Source organism: Paenibacillus paeoniae (genome assembly GCF_003388735.1).
GTDB lineage: Bacteria > Bacillota > Bacilli > Paenibacillales > Paenibacillaceae > Pristimantibacillus > Pristimantibacillus paeoniae.
Genome location: NZ_QUBQ01000001.1, coordinates 1,617,055 through 1,639,420 on the forward strand (window position 1 = coordinate 1,617,055; position 22,366 = coordinate 1,639,420).

General features: G+C 43.9%; 22 protein-coding genes and 1 pseudogene. 20 read left to right on the plus strand and 3 right to left on the minus strand.

Going from position 1 to position 22,366, the window contains the following annotated elements; all coding sequences use genetic code 11:
• The first annotated feature begins 40 nt into the window (after positions 1-40).
• On the plus strand, positions 41-877 hold the full coding sequence (locus tag DX130_RS07255; RefSeq protein ID WP_116043985.1) for a MerR family transcriptional regulator: 837 nt from the start codon (positions 41-43) through the stop codon (positions 875-877).
• A gap of 60 nt (positions 878-937) precedes the next feature.
• Complete coding sequence (gene speE, locus DX130_RS07260; protein WP_116043987.1) at positions 938-1,762, plus strand: polyamine aminopropyltransferase; 825 nt, start codon at positions 938-940, stop codon at positions 1,760-1,762.
• 53 nt (positions 1,763-1,815) lie between these two features.
• Here speE and DX130_RS07265 read toward each other — a convergent pair whose 3' ends face one another.
• Positions 1,816-3,333: a copper amine oxidase N-terminal domain-containing protein gene (locus DX130_RS07265; RefSeq protein WP_116043988.1), complete on the minus strand. Its 1,518-nt coding sequence runs from the start codon at positions 3,331-3,333 to the stop codon at positions 1,816-1,818.
• A 275-nt stretch (positions 3,334-3,608) separates the two neighbouring features.
• On the opposite strand from DX130_RS07265, the gene DX130_RS07270 reads away from it, so the two are divergent.
• The 9 genes from DX130_RS07270 (at position 3,609) to DX130_RS07310 (ending at position 11,938) form a co-directional block, all read left to right on the plus strand.
• Positions 3,609-3,845 carry a hypothetical protein gene (locus tag DX130_RS07270; protein WP_116043990.1) on the plus strand — a complete coding sequence of 79 codons (237 nt, stop codon included), beginning with the start codon at positions 3,609-3,611 and terminating at the stop codon, positions 3,843-3,845.
• A 260-nt stretch (positions 3,846-4,105) separates the two neighbouring features.
• Positions 4,106-5,383, plus strand: coding sequence for an MFS transporter (locus DX130_RS07275; RefSeq protein WP_116043992.1), 1,278 nt, complete (start codon positions 4,106-4,108; stop codon positions 5,381-5,383).
• 121 nt (positions 5,384-5,504) lie between these two features.
• The gene (locus tag DX130_RS07280; RefSeq protein WP_116043994.1) at positions 5,505-5,999 is read left to right on the plus strand and encodes an SMI1/KNR4 family protein; all 495 of its coding nucleotides are present in this window, start codon (positions 5,505-5,507) and stop codon (positions 5,997-5,999) included.
• A gap of 233 nt (positions 6,000-6,232) precedes the next feature.
• The gene (locus tag DX130_RS07285; RefSeq protein ID WP_116043995.1) at positions 6,233-6,562 is read left to right on the plus strand and encodes an ArsR/SmtB family transcription factor; all 330 of its coding nucleotides are present in this window, start codon (positions 6,233-6,235) and stop codon (positions 6,560-6,562) included.
• Positions 6,559-6,957 carry an SRPBCC family protein gene (locus DX130_RS07290; RefSeq protein ID WP_116043997.1) on the plus strand — a complete coding sequence of 133 codons (399 nt, stop codon included), beginning with the start codon at positions 6,559-6,561 and terminating at the stop codon, positions 6,955-6,957. Before DX130_RS07285 ends, DX130_RS07290 begins: the two co-directional genes overlap by 4 nt.
• A gap of 134 nt (positions 6,958-7,091) precedes the next feature.
• On the plus strand, positions 7,092-9,350 hold the full coding sequence (locus DX130_RS07295; RefSeq protein ID WP_116043998.1) for an ATP-binding cassette domain-containing protein: 2,259 nt from the start codon (positions 7,092-7,094) through the stop codon (positions 9,348-9,350).
• Between the two features lie 28 nt (positions 9,351-9,378).
• Positions 9,379-10,086 carry an FAD-dependent oxidoreductase gene (locus tag DX130_RS07300; protein WP_116044000.1) on the plus strand — a complete coding sequence of 236 codons (708 nt, stop codon included), beginning with the start codon at positions 9,379-9,381 and terminating at the stop codon, positions 10,084-10,086.
• 171 nt (positions 10,087-10,257) lie between these two features.
• Complete coding sequence (locus tag DX130_RS07305; RefSeq protein WP_420818505.1) at positions 10,258-11,151, plus strand: helix-turn-helix domain-containing protein; 894 nt, start codon at positions 10,258-10,260, stop codon at positions 11,149-11,151.
• A gap of 217 nt (positions 11,152-11,368) precedes the next feature.
• Positions 11,369-11,938, plus strand: coding sequence for a GNAT family N-acetyltransferase (locus DX130_RS07310; protein WP_116044003.1), 570 nt, complete (start codon positions 11,369-11,371; stop codon positions 11,936-11,938).
• A gap of 452 nt (positions 11,939-12,390) precedes the next feature.
• Here the strand turns inward: DX130_RS07310 and DX130_RS07320 are convergent.
• Positions 12,391-12,615 (minus strand): annotated as a pseudogene (locus DX130_RS07320) (transposase); the annotation flags it as partial.
• A 243-nt stretch (positions 12,616-12,858) separates the two neighbouring features.
• On the opposite strand from DX130_RS07320, the gene DX130_RS07325 reads away from it, so the two are divergent.
• From DX130_RS07325 to DX130_RS07365, 9 genes are all read left to right on the plus strand, one after another.
• A complete protein-coding gene (locus tag DX130_RS07325) occupies positions 12,859-13,299 on the plus strand; it encodes a MarR family transcriptional regulator (RefSeq protein WP_116044007.1) in 441 nt (146 codons plus the stop codon).
• 4 nt (positions 13,300-13,303) lie between these two features.
• Positions 13,304-13,753, plus strand: coding sequence for a pyridoxamine 5'-phosphate oxidase family protein (locus tag DX130_RS07330; RefSeq protein WP_116044009.1), 450 nt, complete (start codon positions 13,304-13,306; stop codon positions 13,751-13,753).
• A complete protein-coding gene (locus DX130_RS07335) occupies positions 13,734-14,483 on the plus strand; it encodes an alpha/beta fold hydrolase (protein ID WP_206098767.1) in 750 nt (249 codons plus the stop codon). Before DX130_RS07330 ends, DX130_RS07335 begins: the two co-directional genes overlap by 20 nt.
• 44 nt (positions 14,484-14,527) lie before the next feature.
• Positions 14,528-15,256, plus strand: a complete 729-nt coding sequence (locus DX130_RS07340; RefSeq protein WP_240644338.1) for an alpha/beta fold hydrolase — start codon at positions 14,528-14,530, stop codon at positions 15,254-15,256.
• 41 nt (positions 15,257-15,297) lie between these two features.
• Complete coding sequence (locus DX130_RS07345; protein WP_116044011.1) at positions 15,298-16,110, plus strand: N-acetyltransferase; 813 nt, start codon at positions 15,298-15,300, stop codon at positions 16,108-16,110.
• A gap of 145 nt (positions 16,111-16,255) precedes the next feature.
• The gene (locus tag DX130_RS07350; protein WP_116044012.1) at positions 16,256-16,594 is read left to right on the plus strand and encodes an ArsR/SmtB family transcription factor; all 339 of its coding nucleotides are present in this window, start codon (positions 16,256-16,258) and stop codon (positions 16,592-16,594) included.
• Positions 16,595-16,656: 62 nt separating this feature from the next.
• A complete protein-coding gene (locus DX130_RS07355) occupies positions 16,657-17,658 on the plus strand; it encodes an NADP-dependent oxidoreductase (RefSeq protein WP_116045797.1) in 1,002 nt (333 codons plus the stop codon).
• Between the two features lie 82 nt (positions 17,659-17,740).
• The gene (gene solA / locus DX130_RS07360) at positions 17,741-18,865 is read left to right on the plus strand and encodes an N-methyl-L-tryptophan oxidase (RefSeq protein WP_116044014.1); all 1,125 of its coding nucleotides are present in this window, start codon (positions 17,741-17,743) and stop codon (positions 18,863-18,865) included.
• 34 nt (positions 18,866-18,899) lie between these two features.
• Positions 18,900-19,541: an antibiotic biosynthesis monooxygenase family protein gene (locus DX130_RS07365; protein ID WP_116044016.1), complete on the plus strand. Its 642-nt coding sequence runs from the start codon at positions 18,900-18,902 to the stop codon at positions 19,539-19,541.
• Between the two features lie 37 nt (positions 19,542-19,578).
• Here the strand turns inward: DX130_RS07365 and mgtA are convergent, their stop codons facing one another.
• Positions 19,579-22,185, minus strand: coding sequence for a magnesium-translocating P-type ATPase (gene mgtA / locus DX130_RS07370; RefSeq protein ID WP_240644339.1), 2,607 nt, complete (start codon positions 22,183-22,185; stop codon positions 19,579-19,581).
• Positions 22,186-22,366: the final 181 nt, after the last annotated feature.

Consider the following 22,366-nt stretch of genomic DNA (forward strand, 5'->3'; position numbering starts at 1 on the left):
GCACCATGAGGAAAGCTGATTAAGGTTTGGAGGATTTCAAATGAAAGAACGATTGAAAATTAGTGAAATGGCCAAATTGCGTAATCTAACCTCAGAGACGCTTCGACACTATGACAGAGTAGGCTTATTTAAGCCAGAATATGTGGATCGTTCTTCGGGTTATCGCTATTACTCTATCTATCAGTACGAAGTACTGGGAACCATAAAGGAATTAAGAGAAATTGGCATGAGCATTGAAGACATTCATGATTACCTGGAAGAAAGAAACTTGAGAAAGTCACTGTCCATTCTTGAAAGAAAGCATGAGGAACTGCTGGAGAAATTGAGCGAACTTCAACAATTGGAAGTGAACGTTAGAGAGAAGATCGAATTTATGAGGGTAATCTCACGATCCAATCCTTTGAATGAGATTGAACATAAGCGAATACCCGAAAGAAAACTAATTACAAAAAGCGGAGCGATTCATACCTTTTTGGAGCTTTGTTATGGCGTTATTGAATTGGAAAATACACTGCAAGAGATTGCTCCAATTGTGGGAACGAATCGACTTGGCGTGCTCATTGATCAAGAACATCTTACTCAAAGAAATGTTCAGGCGCCTTCCGTTTTGTTTGTAACAGCAAGGGGGATGACGGAGCCCTATAGCGACTGTGAATATGTGACGATAAGTGGCGGGGAATTTGTTTGCAGTCGATATGCTGGCGAGCTATGGGACCGAGCGGAATGTTTAACAAACCTATTGAATTACATGGACAGTCATCAGTATATGGCGGTTGGTCCCGCCCTTCAAATCGCACATACGGACATTTCAGTCACAGATGTGCCTAGTGAAATTACATTTGAGATTCAAATTCCTGTTGCCAATCAAAAGCATTGACCTTTGTGTAACACAAGGGCTTACTTTAGATTTGTATCTTTTTTGAAGGGATGATCGCAAATGAATTTATGGTTCACGGAAAAGCAAACAAAGGCATTCGGTATAACAGCTAAAGTCAAGAATGTACTCCATACGGAAACAACCCCATTCCAACAGCTCGATATGATTGAGACAGAGGAATTCGGCAATATGCTGCTACTGGATGGAATGGTCATGACGTCGGAGAGGGACGAATTTGTTTATCATGAAATGATTGCTCATGTGCCCCTGTTTACCCATCCTCATCCTAAAAAAGTGCTTGTCGTAGGCGGAGGAGATGGCGGAACGGTAAAGCAAGTGCTTAAGCATCCAAGTGTAGAAAAGGTAGTACAGGTCGAGATCGATGCCAAAGTTGTGGAATACTCCAAAATGTTTTTGCCTGAAATCGCATCTGCTTATGACGATGATCGTGCAGAGCTAATTATTGGTGATGGGTTCATGCATATTCTGAATAGCGAGAATGAATATGACATTATATTGATTGATTCCACAGAACCGGTAGGTCCAGCTGCTAATTTGTTTACGAAAGGTTTTTATGCGGGGATCTTCAAAGCATTAAAGGAAGATGGAATTTTTGTTGCGCAAACGGATAATCCCTGGTTCAAAGCAGATTTAATCAGAAATGCGATTAAAGATACGAGGGAGTACTTTAGTGTTACTCGACTCTACACATGTAACATTCCTACGTATCCGAGCGGGATGTGGACGTTCACTCTTGGATCGAAGAGACATGATCCTATTGCCGTAAGCAAAGATACGATTACTGATGTTGACTCCAGTTACTATACTGCTGACATACACCATGCTTCTTTTGTACTTCCGAAATTTGTACAAGATCTGTTGTAAGGATAAGGCATAATCGAGCAGAAGCCGGGAAACATGTCCCGGCTTCTCTTTTTTTATTTTCGATTTGATCCTTCTAGCCAGTTGATATGGGCTTGGAAGCGCAATTGCTTGAGCTCAAGCGCAGTAAGATTAGGAACGTCATCCTTCGTCGTAACAAGGACAAGCCGTGATTCGGCGTTCCAGCCTACCTTCGCGCCAAATGTTTCGAGCACTACCCGCGCAGGGATATATGTTCGGCCATTGCTTATTATCGCTGGAACGGAATTTTGAGCTTTGCCATTAATATAGATGGTATCATGGTAAATCGGAATTTCGATCGTCGTGCCTTGCTTGCTAGCCGTTACAACACGAGTTCTGGAATCCCACCCTACTTTGGCACCGAGCTTTTCCAGCAGCTCCCGGAATGGAAGCAGGGTGGAGCCTTGATGAACCAGAGGTTCATTCTCCAGCTTCATCAGCTCATTGTTCCATACGACGGCTGCCTTGTATTGGATGCCTTGCGGAGAGACAGCCGTATCGATGAGCCATTCGCTGGCAGGCGGTAATGGTTTGGTGACGGGATTGTTTATAAAGTCGAGCCAGTCTCCTGTGTTCGCTTGAATGGATGGTGGAGCTCCGTTATAGAAGAGTGGAACACCGGGCTTGATGCGCAGTTTATAATAGGGTTTTATAGAATTTCTACTTCCGTCATTGATGTAAGTCAGTTCTAATTCATAATTGGATAACAAACGAAGCTTTGCCAGTTCAAGCGGGTATTGCGGCTTTAGTTTGTCTGGGAAAGCGGGCGCTTGATTATTAAGAGACTCTGGGAGTTGGCCGGCCTGATTGAATACGTAATAAGGAAGAAGGGAATAGGTCAGAACCTTTGGCCCTACATTCTCATTCCAGTGCCAATAGGGCGTTACTTCTTTGTATATGTTTTTGGCTGCAGCTTGGTAGGACATGATGGGATGAGCGTCGTCAAAGGTTTCATTGCCCCAATAAACATGGTAACTTTGTACGTTTCCAGTTTGAGGATTAACATGTAGCTTGAAATAATTTCCTTCAAATCGTATACCGTTGTGTGCTCGATTGAACTGAATGGGGTCGCCGTATCTCTCCTTTTCATATTCTGAGATTGGATAGGGGTTGTAGATCCAAGTATCAGCCAGCTTCCAAGGGGTTTCCTTGATGAAAGCCGCTGCTATGAATACAGCTTCTTCCTTCGTAACTTCCTTCCCGTTGGTTTCATCGAGAAAATCAAAATTTTTCTCGTCAAACATAATAACCTCGCCTGTCTTACTGTTAAGCAGGATCTCGCCCATTTGATTGTTTAGTTTATACTTAATCTCAAAAAACGATAGGTTCGACTCCATATGAGTGATGGTAGTAGTTGCTCCTTCCGGCAGCAGCTTTAATTCTTTGGCGCGCTTAATGGCTTGTGCGCTATCCGCAAGCTTCCTAGTTGCTGCATCATCGGCCGCTTTGACAGGTGTTGAGGTTACATCTGCAACAACGCTGATTATGAGCGATAAGGTAATTAACAACTTGGCAAGAGACTTCCAATAAGCAGCATGCGAACTCTTATTCATGGACAATCATCCTCTCATACTAGAGAAAATTTACCTAAATATAGATATAATGACATCAAGACGTTACAAGCGGGAAAAGAGTTGCAGCTAGAAGGGGAATGGTATCGACACCGGCTAGAGGGAATAAGAAGAAGGCTAGCTGAATGGAATGAATTGCGTTCATTAGGCGCACCGAATGAATGGTGGGCTTTGGAACTTTTTACATAGCGATGGGTATGTTAAAATATTTGTAGATCGTTCATTTATGCAAGCATAAAGCACAGGAGGGGACCCGATTGAAAAACAGGCTGAAAAAAGCTGGTTTAATCCTATTGCCGCTAACCGTTGGCGGCATTATAACGGGCTTTTATTTGGAACAATTTAATTTCGCATTTACTCTAATGGGTTTGCTTGTGTTGGTTTTCTGGGGATGGGGAGCTGCACTTACAGTCAAAAACCGTTCAAATCAACATCTGGACTTGTATAACAGTGCCAAACAGGAACAAGACCCTATAGAGAAATATAGTAGATAGATAAACGGTTTACAACCTCTCATAAGACGCTGACCATGCCGGTTTGCTTCTCAAGAGAGGTTTTGTTAAATGTAGATGTTCTCGGCATTCTACTTTTTATATATTTTACTTTAAAATTATTAAAAATATACTATAATAGAGTCTACCAGCTTTTTTGCATGGAAATATAGGGGAGGAGCCATACGAATGAGTCCCATCTGATGAATCGCTTTTTAACTCACCCAATTCATACAACAAACAAAAATGGGAGATAAAAAGGGATGTTTAAACGGTCATTTTATTATTTATGGGGCTCGCAGTCCTTGTCTAATACAGTAGACGTTCTTTATTTAGTTGCGCTCACCACGCTTGTGCTGGATAAGACGGGTTCGATTATTTTTGCAACATTGGTGCCGTTCTTCCGGGTTATTGCCCAATTTTTGAGCGGATTAGCGGCTCCGCTGATGCTAGTTCGATATAGGCTTCCTTTCTTGCTTACCATCGCTCAATCAGGTCAATTTCTGTTATTTGGGGTTATGGCTTTGTATTTATCGCCGCTTATGAATGGACAATCCTTGTTGCCTATTTATATGCTCATCTTATTGATTTCGTTTCTGGACGGCTGGACTTCACCTGCCCGCAACGCATTGATTCCCCGGCTGGTTCATGATGACGTATTATTGAAGGCCAATGCGATGGTTGCCACGACGGATCAGATCATACAGTTCGCGGGATGGGCGGTCAGCGGTATTCTTGTAGCTGCGTTTGGCTCGTATCCGGTCCTGATGGTAGTAGCTGCCGGATATGGCGTAGCTATGGCGGTTACATTGTTCATTGAGGACCCTACCGAATCGAAACGACGGAGTATATGGGATGTACGAACAGGTCGAGCTTCAGCTTCGTCAGAGCATTCGGATCAAGTCAGTGCTCCATCCCGATGGGATACGTTGAAAGAAGGCTGGATTGTATTATGGCAGTCTAGGAGACTAAGGTCTATGACCTTTATGGATATGACAGATGCTTTGGGGAGCACGGTATGGGTCGGCGCCTTTATGCTCGTATTTGTAAAAGAAGTGCTGCTTAAAAATGAAGATTGGTGGGGGTATATCAACGCCAGTTATTTTGCCGGGACGGTAATCGGCGGATTCCTGGTCATTGCTCTCGTCAATCGGCTTGAGAAGCGGCTGTTCATGTTCATGCTGCTTGGCTTGCTGGGATATGCGCTGTGTACAGCAGTGTTTGCGTTAAATACATTTGCGCCGCTGACACTGCTGATCGTATTGGTGACAGGTCCGTTCACGGAGCTGTCGGCTGTTACGCGCAGGACGCTTATTCAGCGGAGCTGTACGAAGGATCAGCTGCCCAAAGTATTTTCGGCACAAGGCACGTTGTTGAATTTGTTATTCGGCATATCCTTGTTCGCGATGAGCTTCATTGCGGAGCTGCTTGGCATCGTGAATTTATACCTGATTGCTGCAGCGATCAGTGTGCTGGCCGCAGGTGTCGGCTGGTGGAATCGCAAAGTATTTGCCGAGGAGCATGCAGGTACTTCAACTTAATAGAAGGAGAAAAGGGAGCCTTGGGCTTCCTTTTTTCTATAAATAATCGAAAGGTCGTACTATAATGACTATATAGATTGGGCACATAAGGAAGTTTTAGGAAATAAATAGGAGGCGGAAGATGGCTGGGAAAATGGATGAATTTATAAATTGGGCTGATGAAAACGGTTGGGATTTAATCAAAAAATCTGAGTTTCAATTACATTTGGACAGCAGCATTACCGCTAGATATAAAGAAATACCTAATGAATATTTAGATTTTTTAAGAGTGGTGGGAAAATGCGTTTCGCCAAATGAGATGACTTGGTTTATCTGTGAGGATGAGTTCAATAATCGCTCGGATACGGAGTTTAAATGGAATGAATTTGAATGGACTAGCTTGGCAGCAGCATCAGATGATCAAAATTGGCAATCAGAAATAACCGCTTGGTGGGATCATTACTTACCGATTGTCATGTCGGTTAATGGCGGATATTGCTACTATGCGATTGATTTAACCTATGATAAAGGGGCTATTGTACGCGGATGTGAGCCTGAATTTGAAGAGGTTGAAAAAGTAGCCAATCATCTTGACCATTTTTTTGAATTAATCATGTCGAATGCCATAGAGGTATAACGCTATTAGCGGGCATCCGTTGCTTGAGAGCAGATGCCCGGTTCGATTAAATGATAGACCCTTGGGCTGTAGGCAAGGTTTCATTTTGTTCGCTTTATGTTGGGAAATACCTATTGTTACTTATTCCAAAACAAGGATAAACTATAAAGTCTGTTGACAGGACACCAAATAGTGTCCTATAATCAATTCGTCACCAAATGGTGTCCAATTAATGAAAATTAGGTGAGGGTGTTGTGAGCGAGATCAACCAAATGCGGGATGTGTTTGACGCGATTGCAGATCCAACCAGACGCCAATTGATTCATTTGTTAGCTTTGGGAGAAGAGCAGCCGCTTCATGAGTTGACATCGCAATTTCCAATGGGCCGAACAGCGGTATCCAAGCATTTGACCATTCTTAAGGAGGCAGGGCTTGTGAATGACCGAAAAGTCGGAAGGGAAACGCGATACAAATTAAATGCATCACCGCTCAGGGAAGTTCAAGATTGGGTAGCTTTCTACAGCAAATTCTGGAGTGCGAATATGTTGCGATTGAACCAACTATTAGAGGAGGAAGATTTATGAGTTTGGCATTAACCCTGGATTTTCAGTATAAAACTACGATTGATAAGCTTTGGTCTGCAATAACCGATTCCGAGAAACTGGCCAAGTGGGTATTGAAAAACGACTTTAAGCCCATCGTGGGACATCAGTTCCAATTCCGCGCGGAGCCAAACGAATATTGGGATGGCGTCATTGATGGCGAAGTACTTGTCGTAGATCCGCCAAGCCGTTTGTCTTATACTTGGGCTGTTGGTGAAGAGAAGCATACGGTTGTGTGGACACTGCAGGAGCTGGAGAACGGAAAAGTGAATCTTCATCTGGAGCAAACCGGATTCTCCAACCCTCATGGACTTGCAGGTGCCAAGCATGGTTGGAGCGCATGGTGCGGCGAGCTTGAAAAGCTGTTGGCACAATAACATCATTCGGATTTCGATGAACATAAGCCGGTTGCTTCAAGATTGCAGCCGGTTTTGTTCACTTCTATTTAACAACAACGATCTGTCCATTGGGGTAAGGTGAAAATTTTTTTTGCAAATGAAAGGATGTTAACATGAGCGAAGTGAATCAACAGTATATCGTCATCTCGGGTGCAAGAGAAAACAATCTCAAAAATGTATCCTTACGCATACCTAAGCGGAAGATTACGATTTTCACTGGTGTATCCGGGTCTGGCAAATCCTCGATCGTCTTCGATACGATCGCCGCAGAATCTACGCGATTGCTGAATGAGAACTTCAGCATGTTCGTTCGTAATTTCCTGCCTCGCGTTCCTCAGCCCGATACGGATGCAATTGAGAACCTGAGTATGGCCGTTATTGTGGACCAGAAGCGGCTGGGCGGCGGTTCCCATTCCACGATGGGCACTATTACGGACATCTCACCTATTCTCCGTCTTCTCTTCTCCCGATTGGGTCAGCCCCATGTGGGACAAGCGCATATGTTTTCGTTTAACGATCCGCAGGGCATGTGTCCCGAGTGCAATGGAATCGGCCGCAAGCTGGGCGTAGATATGAGCAAGGCAGTGGACCTCTCCAAGTCGTTGCGTGAAGGAGCTATTATGCTTCCGGACTATACTGTGGACAGCTGGGATTGGAATCTTCTTGTCCAGTCAGGGTCCTTCGATCCTGACAAGAAGCTAAGTGATTATTCGGACGAGGATCTGGAGCAGCTGCTGTACGGCAAGGCGAGGAAAGTACAGATGGATTTTGCCGGAAAAGCAACGAATATTACAGTAGAAGGTGTCATTGAGAAATTCACCAACAAATATATTAAGCAAGATGTGAAGACGAAGTCCGAGCGCACACAGAAGGCGGTTGCACCGTTCATGACGGAAGGTCCATGCTCCAGCTGCCGAGGCGCAAGGCTTAGCCAAGCTGCGCTTAGCTGCAAGATTCATGGACGCAATATCGCGGAGATGTCCTCCATGGAGGTGGGACAGCTTATCCGGGTGATCCGGGAGATTGACGATTCTGTCGCTGCGCCGATGGTTAAGTCGCTTACAGAAAGACTACAGCATCTGGTGGATATTGGACTGGACTATTTGACGCTGGACCGCGAGACGGATACGTTGTCCGGCGGCGAGTCGCAGCGCGTCAAGATGGTGAAGCACCTAAGCGGTAGTCTGGTGGATGTGACGTATATCTTCGATGAGCCGAGCGTTGGCCTGCATCCGCGTGACGTACACCGATTGAATGAATTGCTTCAAAAGCTGCGAGATAAAGGCAACACCGTCATTGTCGTCGAGCATGATCCCGATGTGATCAAGGTGGCGGACCATATTGTCGATGTGGGACCTCATGCCGGCAGCCGAGGCGGAACGATTGTGTATGAAGGAAGCTTCGAAGGTCTGCTGGCGTCCGGTACGCTGACAGGCGATCATATGAAGCGACCTCTTGAGTTGAAACAAGAATGCAGGAAACCAACGGGCAACCTTTCTATTCAAAATGCCACTTTGCATAATCTGCATCATGTGAGCGCAGAAATTCCTACCGGAGTGCTTACTGTCGTTACCGGTGTAGCCGGATCAGGTAAAAGTACGTTGATTAACGAAGTGTTCCTTAGCCAGCATTCGGATGCAATCGTTATCGACCAATCGGCTATAGGCGTGTCCACACGTTCCAATCCTGCGACTTATACGGGCATTATGGATGATGTGCGTAAGGCCTTTGCTTCCGCCAACAAGGTGAACCAAGGGTTGTTCAGCTTTAACTCCAAAGGGGCTTGCGAGAACTGCCAAGGGCTGGGAGTTGTCTATACCGATCTTGCGTTCCTTGAAAGCGTGAAGCTGCCATGCGAAGTATGCGGAGGCAAACGGTTTAAGGAAGAAGTGCTCGAATATAAGTTGAATGGCAAATCTATCGCAGAAGTGCTGGCGATGACGGTGGAGCAGGCACTGGATTTCTTCGAGCTGAAGGAAGTGGTGCGCAAGCTCCAGGCGCTGAGTGATGTGGGGCTGAACTATGTGACGCTTGGCCAGCCGCTTAGCACACTCTCAGGCGGGGAATGCCAGCGGATTAAGCTTGCAAGCGAGCTTCATAAGAAAGGCAGCATCTACGTAATGGACGAGCCGACGACTGGTCTGCATATGTCCGATATCGGCCAGTTGATGGGGATCATGAACCGTCTGGTGGACACCGGCAATACGGTCATCGTCATCGAGCATAATCTTGATGTCATCAGCCAAGCGGATTGGATCATCGATATGGGACCGGATGGAGGCAGCAAGGGCGGCCAAGTCGTGTTCGAGGGTCTGCCTTCGGGAATCATTCATGCAGAGCAGTCGATTACGGGACGATACTTGCAGCCATGACCGCTTAATTGTATAAGGAGTTGAGGAAATGGGTTTCTTTAAGGATATGGCCGCCATGTTCAAGAAGAGAGAGCTGTTATTCATATCAAGCAGCAAGGAAGCCGAGGATATATACACGTTTATCTTCGAGAAACACAGCGATCTGACCTGGCAAGCGGGACAATATGGGTTGTTCAGCATTACGCATAGGAAAGTGAAGAATCCGACCAAACCGTTCAGCATCGCTTCTGCACCATCGGAGAATGTCATTCGTCTAACTATGCGTATAGGAGATCATCCAAGCGAGTTCAAAAAAGCGATGTTAGAATTAAAGCAAGGGATGACGATTAAAATGAGCGGGTCTGTTGGGGCATTTTCGATGCAGGATAACAGTCCATCGCTTCTGATCGCAGGCGGTATTGGCATTACACCGATCCGGTCGATCGTCAAGCAAATCGAGTCGGAAGGCAGTCAGAGCGGGCAGCCCATTCATTTGCTCTATCTGGATAGCGGGCAATCATTTCCGTACAAAGAAGAGCTTGATTCCATTTCCAGCCGTACTGCTATACAAGTCACGTACTTGAGTTCGCGGGAAGACTTGAATCAGGAGATCGATCAATTTGCGAGTCAATATAAGGACAGCGGCAAATACTTTGTTGCGGGTCCAAAGGCCATGGTTGAGTCTATAACGGATTATTTGCAAAAGAATGGGATCCCAAAAGGTAATATCAAAAAAGATGCCTTTTTTGGGTACTAGTGACGTGTGACTAACCTTAAAGTTAAGTATGACAGCAGGGCTGCCGGTAGTAACGGCAGTCTTTTTTGTTTTCGGAACCGCTCGCTGACCATTACGTAACTGAAATATCGCAATCCAAATCAAAAATCGCTGTACGAGCTTATGTTATTCTTTATCACAAGAGGTGATCACGTGAGATACCATCCCATGATTTATCAAGCTTTAGGTTATATCGAAGCGCATTTGGAGGAGGAGGTGAAGCTCGAGGACGCGGCGGCCGCCGCAGGCTTCTCGATGTATCACTTCCACCGAATCTTTCAGGAGCAGGTAGGCATGAGCGTAACGGACTATATCCGCTCGCGCAGATTGGCTAGCGCATCCGCTTTACTCCTGTATACAGGGGAAGACATTATCCAAATCGCATTCCGCAGTCGGTTCGAATCGCAGGAAGCGTTCACCCGCGCGTTCAAAAAGGAATACGGCATGCCGCCCGGACGTTACCGCAAGATGATGGGGAGCGTTCAACAGACGATGGGAAAACGAGAGGAGAATAGGGATATGAGTGAGCATGGAAAAGTGAAGGGCTGGATTTTAAGTGGCAGCGATCCGTCGCATTATGAGATGGGCGTTGACCGGGAAACGGTGCATATGGGTAAGGTATCCGGTTATTTGAAATCCATATCCGCAACGTCGGAAACCCAGTTTGCGACCATAATGCAGCAATTTAAGTCCGACAAATATAAAGGTGAGCGCATTAAGCTGTCCGCGTTTATTCAGGCGGAGAAGGTGAACGATTTTGCGGGACTTTGGATGAGAGTCGACAACGCGACGGGAGATACGATTCAGTTCGATAACATGAGCAATCGGCCGATTCAAGGCAGCTTGCCGTGGAATTTATATTCCATTGTGCTGGATGTGCCGGGGGACAGTGATACGATTTCGTTTGGCGTGTTGCTTACGGGTCAAGGAAAAGTAAGGATGGATAACTTTGCATTTGAGATAGTTGATGCCCGTACGCCAAGTACGAATATGCAGATTAGCGGAGAGCTGCGGGACGAGCCGGAGAATCTGTCTTTTGAGGAATAAAGAGTAGTTGAACGGAAGAGCCTGGTGCTCTTCCGTTCTTTTTCTATGAGCAGCAGATGATCTATGAATTGGAAGAAAATACTTGTAAGATAATAGGAGTAGAAGGATAGAATAATTTAATCCTAGCATTTCTTGTGCATTTGATGTAAGGCATCGTAATTATGATTGTATTATATTAGAAGCAGTGAGAATACAGCGGACTGGGGGGATGCGGCTAGTGAATATTGATCTGGTTTTCAGCGAGTTTCCGATTTTGGAATCCGACAACATCATATTAACAAAAATCGAAGACATTCATCTGGAAGAGTTATATGGCATCTACAGCGATGACCACGTTTTTGAATATTGTGGCATTATACCGAAGAGCAATAAAGCTACGGTCAAAAACATGATTAGTCATTTTGAAAGGGATTTTAATAAACAATCGAGAATAAAGTGGGGAATATTTCATAAAAGTGAACCTCAAAAGCTTGTAGGCATTATGGAAGCATTTGATTTCAATCAAAGAGTTAACATGGTGACAATCGGATATTTTTTAGCGCGAACGCAATGGGGGAGAGGTATAGCTACGGAGGCCGTCAGTCTGGCTATTTTTTTCTTGTTTAATTTAGTACGTGTGAACCGTATCCAAGCTGAGGTCATGCTCCAAAATGACAGCTCCAAGAAAGTGCTTTTGAAAAATGACTTTGTGCATGAAGGAACTCTCCGGCAAGCGAGTGTGTGGTCAGGTAAAGGAATTGTTGATTTAGAAATATACGGGTTATTAAGCGAGGATTATAAACAGTGATAAGCAGATGCTCCATACATACAGAAAAGCAGTCGATCGCTCTGATCGGCTGCTTCTTTACCTATGGCTGTTTTCGTAAATGTTGTTGTTTTTGAAACTAATTTTGCAAGAAAAATCATATATAGTACAATACTTCATAGAAAAGGATTGGGGGAACGAATGATGACGAGAAGGAACGTTTATTTAATAGTAGCGGCAATTATAGTAATGTATTCTTTAATAGGTCATTTATTTAATGTTGGTATTTTAAAAATTATGACCATTCGAAAAGATGAATTTAGTATTAGTATTGCAGGAGTCGTTATATGTATCATCACGATTATTTTACTAAGTTATATTATTCGAAAATTTAAAAATACTAATGAATGAATCTCTAGCAACTCCTTGAAAACGTTACATCTAAATCTTCAATCGACCGTTTCGAATTGCAATCCCTTGATCTTGGCAAACTTCTTGTTAAAGCTAAGACTTCCCAATGCGTTCAAGTTTTTATGTCTCCAGTGGAATGCAGTAGTTATATGGATTTCAAGATGTACAGCGATTTTAGGTAGAGTAGAACCTTTGACCATTAGTTCAATGTATTTCAACTATTTTTCTGGGTATCGAGATCCCGAAAATGGTGTATGGGTCATTGATCGATAATTTCCATTTCGTTTCACAGATGTACTCCCACAATGAAATAAATCTCAACTAGCAGTTTGCTGAGTACAGAAGACAAGCTTAACCATAAAGCAACATGAGCGATCAATGAAATCCAATGGGACTCTAGTGTTTTGTTAACTATGGAATCAGAAGACTCGAAGAATACTATTTACCTATCAAGCATTATAGATAAAGGAGCTGGAACAGTTATCCAAAAACCCGCTTGCAATTAGTACTATATAGTATTATCCTATATAGTAAGAATAAGGTGGTGCCTCATGAAAAAAGAAACGCGCGGGGGATTTTATGTCTCCCAAATTAGACAGCTTAGCAATCGGATTTTTGAAAAACTCCTTAAGGAACATGCAATCGAGGAGTTCAATGGCGCTCAAGGACGCATCTTATTTGTTCTCTGGCAGAGGGATAATGTGACGATCACAGAACTAGGAGAGAAGACTTCGCTTGCCAAAACGACACTTACGAGCATGCTGGATCGCATGAGTGAGCAAGGTCATATTGAGCGCAATCCAGATCCAAAGGATCGCAGACAGACACGGATCACGCTAACCCCGCAGGCCAAAGCGCTAAGCGATACGTATGACAAAGTGACGGCACAGATGAATGAAATGTTTTACCAGGGATTCTCGGACAAGGAGATCGACCAGCTCGACAACATGCTTGCGAAAGTGCTACATAACCTAAAACAATGCGAGGAGTAATGCAATGATCATAAATACCGTTACTTTGAAGCAAATGACGTCTTTGGTAGAAGGGGCTCGTACCATCATGGTCAGTTCTGTTGATGAAAATGGCTTTCCAAACACAAAGCAAATGTTTAGAAAGGTACATAAGGGCTTATCTACCTTTTGGTTTTCAACCAACACCTCTTCCATTCGAACCAAACAATTTTTGGCCAATGCTAAGGCGTGTCTCTATTTTGCGGGTGAAGGCAACGGGCTTATGCTGATTGGGGAAATGAAGGTCTGCCATGACAGTGCAAGCAGAAAATTGCTTTGGACAGAAGGGGATGAGAAGTACTATTCACTCGGGATAGATGATCCTGACTATTGTGTCTACGAGTTTACTTCCATAAGCGGCAACTACTACTTCAACTTGGAGAAGCATCTATTCACTATGGAGGAGTTGAACGAGAGTGCCCTATATCCCATGTAAAAACGTAGAAATCTATTACGAACGGATGGGGAGCGGACGTCCGATCATCTTTTTGCATAGTGGATTTTCCCGTGGCATATTGGCATTTGCGAGTCAAATACTCGATTTTCAAGCAAGGTATAATTGTTATTTTCCGGATTTCAGAGGACATGGAAGAACGAAGAGCGACTCGCTTGAATGGAGTACCCCGCAGCATGCAGACGATATAATTGATTTTATGGATCAGCTTCAGATTCCAAAAGCTCATTTGATAGGGTATGGCATGGGGGGAGGGGTCGCTCTTTATTGTGCCCTTAACCAGCCGCATAGAGTGGCAACCTTAACTTCCATTGGTCAAAGCGGCTTTGTGGCAGCGATGGGCTCAGAAGCATTCGAACCAGAATGGCTGATTCAACACGGAAAAGATGATTTTATTAGATCCATGGAAGAAAGACATCAGGATGCGCATATGGGGAATTGGCAGCAATTTTTGAGGCAAAAAATAAAGGATTGGCGCACATACCCGCAGTTGACTGATGATCAATTATCTGGAATGGAATGTCCTGCATTGTTTATTGCTGGAGAATATGATGAATACGCTCCGGAAGACGAGCTAAAACGAGTAACCAAGTTAATTCCTCATTCGCGCTATGTAATTGTACCTGGCTGCAGCCATAGACCTCATATGAGCCGAGAAAACCCCGTATTTGTAAACGATACTATTCTTAAGTTTTTAGATAACAGTTGTTAAGGAGGATCACGATATTGCCTCATATAAAGCTTGGAGACTTGGATATGTTTTACGAAAAAATGGGGAGTGGGGAGCCTGTCATCTTTTTGCACAGTGGCTATTCACGCGGAATATTGGCATTTGCGAGTCAAATGCTGGATTTTCAAAGGGCATATACGTGTTACTTTCCGGATTTCCGAGGGCACGGCAGAACGAGATGTGAAAGTCTGGAGTGGTCTACACCTCAACTTGTCGATGATATAATAGTATTCATGAACCAATTGGGAATTCCAAAGGCCCATCTGATCGGCTACAGCTTAGGAGCCAATGTGGGACTTTACCTCGCTGTACATCATTCTGATCGAGTAGTGACGCTTACCACCATTGGGACTAGTGGTTTTTGCGATCCAACGGGTGTTGAACAATTCGAACCGGAGTGGATAGTGGCTGAAGGGCTGCATGGCATGATTCATCAGATGACAGAAAGACATCAGGAAGCGCATAAAGGAAATTGGGAAGAGCATATGAGACAAGCCGCGCGAGATTGGCGTCTATATCCGCAGCTTACGGAGAGCCAGCTTAGGGGCATTCGATGTCCCTCTCTATTTATTACAGGCGAACATGATGCATTTGCCGGAGAGGAGAGAGTTAAACATCTATCTTCTCTGGTCAAAGGATCACAGTACCTTGTTGTGCCGGGCGGAAGCCACAGCCCCCACATGATTAGAGAAAAACCAATCTTAGTGAATGATACGATTCTTCCGTTTTTGAATGCCCACATAATAAGTGAATAAATGGAGTCAGTGATCAATCCAAGAGCTGGAGGCGTCTAGATATGAGATTGCCAGTTGTAAATGAAGAATTGGCTAGACGGATACAACGATCCGAAATAGAATTTTTTCACTCCAGAATCAGCTCCATCAGCGAACGAAGCAATAACATAGCAGGGGTAGAAATAAAGAGAGCAGGGAACGCGATTGCCTTCTATATTCAATCCATGCCCTGGGGCTTATTCAATTCGGTTAAAGGTTACTCAGATGAAGATATAGATAGATTGGAAGAAGTCATGACCTTTTATCGTGAAAGGGAACGGAGATTTCAGCTAGAGATAGACCCTATCGGAGTAAGTCCGAAGCTCTTCAGACATTTATCGGAGAGTGGTCTATTCCAAGAGGGGTTTCACTCTGTACTCTATGGATTACCTGGTATGGAAGCGCCTGAACTCCCTCCCGAAATAAAGATCCGTCAAATCTATGATGAACATGAGTTTGACCATTTTGCAGGCATACATTGTGTAGGATCGGGTATGGACATCATTCATAAACACCACTTTGCAAATAATAACATAGGTTTGCTCAACCGCCCTGGCTGGAGGTTGTATTTGGCTTATTGGAAAGAGGAGCCGGCTGCTGTAGCTGTAATGTATGGCAGCGGCAACATCGCATCCTTGACGTTAGCTGCCACAGCGCCCCAATTTAGACGGAATGGATTACAAACTTCATTATTGAAATGGCGCATGCATGAAGCATATAAAGCAGGCTATGAACTGGTTGTGGCGCAAGCAAGCTTTGGAAGTCAAAGTCAAAACAATATGGAACGAGTTGGGTTGCAGATGGCTTGGACAAGAGGCGTTTGGATTCCTCATTAAATATGATCATCTAATTCCGTTTTTCGATCGGCTTATCTGATTTATTCATCTTTCAGCAGAATTAAAAATAGGGCTGCTTGATTTTATCAATCAGTCGGTTATAATAAGTTTAAATGATTAAACGAATAAACGGGAGGTGGAGTAGATGAGCCACAACACAGAGCATATTGTAGAGCAATTCAAAGAATGTATTCCTTTACTGGATGTACTGACGGATGAAAAACGTCAAGCTATCATCTTGCTGCTCGCAAAGCATAAGTCAGGTCTTAATGTGAATACGATAGCGGAACATATTGATTTGTCCCGTCCGGCCATCTCTCATCATTTGAAAGTGTTAAAGCAGTCTGGCTACGTTAGTTACGAGAAAAAGAGTGTAGAGAACTACTACGTCCTGACTGTTCGCAAACCATTAGAACAACTCAAATCATTAATCTCTGCAATTGAAGCTCAGTGCAACCATTCAACTGCACATGAAATAGAATAAGAGGTTTTTTTGAACTATTGGTTTATATGTTTAAACGAATAATTACAATGGGAGTGATTTATGTGAAAGCCATGGTCATTGAGAAATATGGGAAAAACGTTCCTTTAGTTATGATGGAAAGACCTCTGCCTATAATCGGAGATCATGATGTATTGGTGGAAATGTATGCAGCCAGCTTAAATCCTATCGATTTTAAAATAAAAGAGGGAAAGGTAAAGCTGCTGCTTAAGTATGAGTTTCCTTTAACCCTGGGAAATGATTTCTCTGGAGTAATAGTCAAGGTTGGAAAACATGTGAATGCATTTAAACCCGGTGATGAGGTTTATGGAAGACCTCGCAAAGACAGGATTGGAACATTAGCTGAATATATGGCCGTTCATGAAGAAGATATTTCTCTTAAACCACGGAATCTAACCTTTGAAGAAGCGGCTTCTATCCCGCTCGTTGGACTTACGACTTACCAAGCCTTTTATGACATTTTGAAGCTTCAAAAAGGGCAAAAAATATTGATTCATGCAGGATCAGGTGGAGTAGGCACCTTTGCTATTCAACTAGCCAAGCGGATGGGCGCTTATGTCGCTACAACTGCAAGCGAGAAAGGGTATGATTTGGTTCAATCACTGGGCGCTGATCAAATCATTAATTATAAGAAAGAGAAATTTGAAGAACTGCTTACGGGCTATGATGCGGTGTACGATACTTTGGGCGGAGCCGCCTTGGAGAAGTCATTCCAAGTGCTGAAACCAAACGGAAAAATCGTATCCATCTCCGGTCTGCCTAATGCGAGATTTGGAAAGGAAGCCGGCTTAGGCTGGTTGAAGACAACGATTCTGTCCATTGTAAGCCATAAGATTACTGCGCTGGAGAAGAAAAGCGGCACTAGCTATCACTTCCTCTTTATGAAACCTAGTGGAGCGCAGCTAAATGTGATTAAAGAGCTTGTTGAAGAAGGGCACATTGTTCCCGTTATGGATCAAGTGTTTCAATTTGAAGATACAGAGCAAGCGTTTCAATATCTGGAAAGCGGAAGGGCTAAAGGAAAGGTCGTAATTAAACTCAAATAAGGTTCATGATTGCTTCGACCTTGGCCTATCAACTATAATTTATGAAATACAAGGATAGGTTCTGGATGTGGAGGGAATAGCTGTGAACTATGATGTGATTATAGTTGGTGCAGGATCAATGGGAATGGCAGCAGGTTATTTTTTATCCAAGAGCGGGAAAAAAACGTTATTATTAGACTCCTTTAACCCACCGCATACCAAAGGAAGTCATCATGGAGAGACAAGAATCATTCGTCATGCTTATGCCGAGGGGGAGGAATATGTCCCATTTGTCCTTAGAGCGCAACAATTATGGAATGAATTAGAACAGGCTACGGGTAAGCAACTATTTCTGAAAACGGGCGTTCTCAGTATCGGTCAATCGGATTCCGAATCTATTCATAATATTATCTCTAGTGCCAAGAGGTATTCGTTGTCTCTCGATGTATTGGATGCAAATGAAGTCCAAAAGCGTTGGCCTGGGATTACGATACCGAGCGATTTCATGGGCTGTTTCGAACCTGCATCGGGCGTGCTGAAGTGTGAAGCATGTATTGAAGCTTATCAAGAGCTTGCTGAATCGAACGGTGCTACGATCCTCACCAATAGCAGGGTGAAGAAAATTTCTATTCAAGATGAGAGGGTTACGATTCAGACAGATGGACAAACCTATTATGCGAATTCATTGGTTGTTGCGGCAGGAGCATGGTCAGGGGATTTGTTATCTATGCTGGATTTGGACATTCCTCTTACACCTGTAAGGAAGACATTTGCTTGGTTCGAGGCTGATGAAGAGAGCTATAATCAACATAAGTTTCCGGCCTTTGATTTTATGACGCCTCAAGGCGTTTATTATGGATTTCCGAGTATGGATGGCAGCGGTATTAAAGTAGGTCGTCATGATGGCGGTTTGCCCATCCATCCAGATGAATCGATACCGGGATTTGGTGAGCTGGCAGGGGATGCAGAGGAGCTGACTCAATTTTTGAATCACTATATTCCTGACGTGGAACACTTAAAGTATGGGAAAACGTGCATGTATACGCTAACGCCTGATGAGGATTTTGTTATCGACCTACATCCGAAGTATTCCAACGTCGCCATTGCGGCAGGCTTCTCGGGACATGGATTCAAGTTTAGCAGCGCAGTTGGACAAGCTTTGAGTAATTTGATTGTTTCAGGTAAAAATGACGTGGATATTTCGGCGTTTTCGATTAGTCGATTTTAAGCATTGGACCGGTAATAAAAATAGGAGGTATTATATGTTTTCTGTCATTTTTGAAGTACAACCGAAAGCGGAGCAATGGAAGGATTATCTTGAAAATGCCAAGTTGCTGCGCCCTGAATTAACGGCAGTAGAGGGTTTCATTTCTAACGTCAGATATCGAAGCTTGACACGCGCTTCTTGGATTTTGTCGTTATCCACTTGGCGAGATGAGAAGTCTGTTGTACGTTGGCGCACACAAGTGAACCACCATGAAGTTCAAACAAAAGGGCGTAATGAACTACTAAACGATTATCATTTGCGGGTAGGTCAGATTGTATCCAGCATTACTGAACAACGCTCCGATCTAACGGAGGTGGGGGAAGGAACCACCGTAACGTTAATCGAAATCAATAAATCAACTGACTGGCTTGTGAATCATACAGTAGATGAGATGAAACAAGACTTTGGACTTTCACTCGAACATGAAGGACTTATTTCTTGGGATATTTTCGATGCGGTTTTGGAGTCAGGTCAATTCATTTCACTGCTGAACTGGCGTCATGCCGCGGATGCGGAGGCTTTTGAGAAGCACGTGAAATTGGACGATACAGCTCGGATTCATCGTGTCAACATCATAAGAGATTATGGCATGCACGATCGACGTGAAGCTCCGCAATATTTTCCTGATGCGCCTTAGGGCGATACAATGGTTGTATCGCCCTAAGCCCTTTAGATTACAACCATTCGTTAAATCTTCTGATGTACCATTTTTTCACGGCCTGTGTCAGCAAGCAATAGCTTAACAAGGTTACGACAAGCCATGGGAAATACGACATGGGCAGCGGCTCTAATCCGATGGCTGACCCAAATGGGCTGAACGGGATGTAGACACCCAAGCACATAATGAGCGCGGTCAAAACTAAGACAGGCCGGCTTGCCGTGCTTTGAATGAATGGGATTTTCTCCGTACGAATCATGTGTACAATCAGCGTCTGGGATAATAATCCTTCAATAAACCACCCGGATTGGAATAAGGATTGATGTTCTACCGAATTGGCTGAGAAGACGTACCACATTAATGCATATGTGGTGATATCAAAGATGGAACTGATTGGACCGATAAACACCATAAATCTGCTAACTGATTTAGAGTCCCATTTTTGTGGCTTTTTCAAATACTCCTTATCCATTTTATCCCAGGGGATGGAGATTTGAGAAACGTCATAAAATAAGTTTTGGATAAGCAAGTGAATCGGCAGCATAGGTAAAAAAGGAATAAAAGCACTTGCTACCAGAACGCTGAACATGTTGCCGAAATTCGAGCTCGCCGTCATTTTAATATATTTGATGATGTTGCCAAAAGTTATTCGTCCCTGAATGACGCCTTGTTCCAATACCATTAGACTCTTCTCAAGTAGAATAATATCCGCTGATTCTTTTGCAATATCGATGGCGGTGTCTACTGAGATGCCTACATCGGACTCTTTTAAAGCTACAGCATCATTAATTCCGTCACCTAAAAACCCAACGGTATGTCCTTTTGATTTGAGTACACGAACAATTCTCGCTTTTTGAAGGGGATTTATTTTTGCGAAAATCGTAGTTTGTTCAGCAAGTACAGCCAACTGGTCATCTGACCATTCGTCAATCTGAGTGCCCAGTATGACCTTATCCACCTCAATGCCCACATCTTGACACACCTTGCGAGTGACAAATTCATTATCTCCTGTAATGACTTTGATTGTGATCCCGTTTTCTTTCAGGGCATGAATCGCTGCCTTTGCCGTTTCCTTTGGTGGATCAAGAAACGCAAGGAAGCCAATCAGCTCCATATCGGTTTCATCATGAACGCCATACGGCAATCCTTGAGATTCCGTAGTACGCACAGCTACCGCTAATACACGCAAGCCATCCTGATTCATTTCATTGACGAGTTGAAGCATGTTGGACTTGATTTCTTGGGTAAGGGGAGTAGAAGCGCCATGAATGGATGTATACGCGCAGTTGCTGATCACTTCTTCTGGTGCACCCTTACAAATCAGAATGTCCGTTGTATCATTGTTTTTCACCACAACACTCATTCGACGGCGATCAAAGTCAAACGGAATTTCATCAAGCTTGCCGTACTCCTTTTCAACCCCAATGATATTCGATTGGAAAGCATGCTCCAGCACGGCTTCATCAAGCAAATTTCGAAGACCGGTTTGGTAAAAGCCGTTCAAGTAGGCATATTCTAAAACTTTAGGGTCCGCTTCTCCATCAATATTGATGTGTTTCTCCAATATGATTTTATCTTCCGTTAGCGTGCCGGTTTTATCTGTACATAGAACATCCATTGCCCCGAGGTTTTGAATGGCATTTAGTCTTTTGATGACGACCTTCTTCCGGGACATGGCAACGGCGCCTTTGGCCAAATTGCCTGCAACAATAACAGGCAGCATCTCAGGCGTCAGTCCCACAGCTACAGATAAACCAAACAAGAGCGCCTCCAGCCAATCTCCCTTGGTGAATCCATTAATCAGCAAAATAATGGGGATCATAATGAACATAAAGCGAATAAGCACAAAGGTAATGCTTTTGACGCCTTTATCAAAGCTAGTGAGCGGTTTTTTGCCGATTAATTGTTTGGCCATGGTGCCCCAATAGGTTTGAATACCGGTTGTAACTACGACGGCCCTCGCTGAACCGCTAATGACATTTGTACCCATGTAGCACATATTGTTTAGATCAAACGTATGGATGTCCTTCTTAGAAATACGCAGCTTTGCCAAGCCTTTCGGAATAGCAGCGCTTTTTTCTACCGGCATGGCTTCACCGGTCAGGGCAGATTCACTCACAAGCAGGTTCTTAGCTTGAATGAGCCTTACATCAGCAGGAATCATATCCCCTGCAGCAAGCTGAATGATATCTCCGGGGACTACATAGCGCAAATCTATTTTCCTCTCATCGGATTGACGAATAACGTTGGCGGTTGTTTTAACCATGGCCTTTAATTTTTCGGCTGTTCGTGTAGACCGATATTCCTGGGTGAACGTAATGAGTATGCTGATGGCAACCATTGTTGAGATGATGACGACCGCTTCCATATCCTCGTCCATTACATAAGAGAAGGCAGCCAGCGACAATAAGATGAGAATAAACGGATTCTTGAAACAAGCAAGAAATTGAATAAACCATGCAGGCGGCTGATCACGGCTTAACTCATTGGTACCGTACTGTTCAAGTCTGAGTGCTGCTTCTTGATCGGATAGACCCTGAGTCGTCGAATTTAGTTCATTGAGAATGTCCTCTTCTACTATGATGGATGCTTGTACGAGACGTTCAGTGATGCTTTGAGTCATGACCTCATCTTTATTAAAAAACGTTTTCATGTCGTTTCCTCCTGAAATATTGAATTTTTGCCCAACAAAAAAACTCCCTCTGCTATCAGAGAGAGTTGATGTTAGACTCTGCGATCGTACACACCCTAATTACTCATGCTTAAATACACCCACTAGTTTGATGGCGTGACTATAAAAGTAT

Coding starts and splice junctions, on each gene's coding strand:
- DX130_RS07255 (WP_116043985.1), top strand. CDS start 41: ATGAAAGAACGATTGAAAATTAGTGAAATGGCCAAATTGCGTAATCTA.
- speE (WP_116043987.1), top strand. CDS start 938: ATGAATTTATGGTTCACGGAAAAGCAAACAAAGGCATTCGGTATAACA.
- DX130_RS07265 (WP_116043988.1), bottom strand. CDS start 3,333: ATGAATAAGAGTTCGCATGCTGCTTATTGGAAGTCTCTTGCCAAGTTG.
- DX130_RS07275 (WP_116043992.1), top strand. CDS start 4,106: ATGTTTAAACGGTCATTTTATTATTTATGGGGCTCGCAGTCCTTGTCT.
- DX130_RS07280 (WP_116043994.1), top strand. CDS start 5,505: ATGGCTGGGAAAATGGATGAATTTATAAATTGGGCTGATGAAAACGGT.
- DX130_RS07290 (WP_116043997.1), top strand. CDS start 6,559: ATGAGTTTGGCATTAACCCTGGATTTTCAGTATAAAACTACGATTGAT.
- DX130_RS07295 (WP_116043998.1), top strand. CDS start 7,092: ATGAGCGAAGTGAATCAACAGTATATCGTCATCTCGGGTGCAAGAGAA.
- DX130_RS07300 (WP_116044000.1), top strand. CDS start 9,379: ATGGGTTTCTTTAAGGATATGGCCGCCATGTTCAAGAAGAGAGAGCTG.
- DX130_RS07325 (WP_116044007.1), top strand. CDS start 12,859: ATGAAAAAAGAAACGCGCGGGGGATTTTATGTCTCCCAAATTAGACAG.
- DX130_RS07330 (WP_116044009.1), top strand. CDS start 13,304: ATGATCATAAATACCGTTACTTTGAAGCAAATGACGTCTTTGGTAGAA.
- DX130_RS07340 (WP_240644338.1), top strand. CDS start 14,528: ATGTTTTACGAAAAAATGGGGAGTGGGGAGCCTGTCATCTTTTTGCAC.
- DX130_RS07345 (WP_116044011.1), top strand. CDS start 15,298: ATGAGATTGCCAGTTGTAAATGAAGAATTGGCTAGACGGATACAACGA.
- DX130_RS07350 (WP_116044012.1), top strand. CDS start 16,256: ATGAGCCACAACACAGAGCATATTGTAGAGCAATTCAAAGAATGTATT.
- DX130_RS07365 (WP_116044016.1), top strand. CDS start 18,900: ATGTTTTCTGTCATTTTTGAAGTACAACCGAAAGCGGAGCAATGGAAG.
- mgtA (WP_240644339.1), bottom strand. CDS start 22,185: ATGACTCAAAGCATCACTGAACGTCTCGTACAAGCATCCATCATAGTA.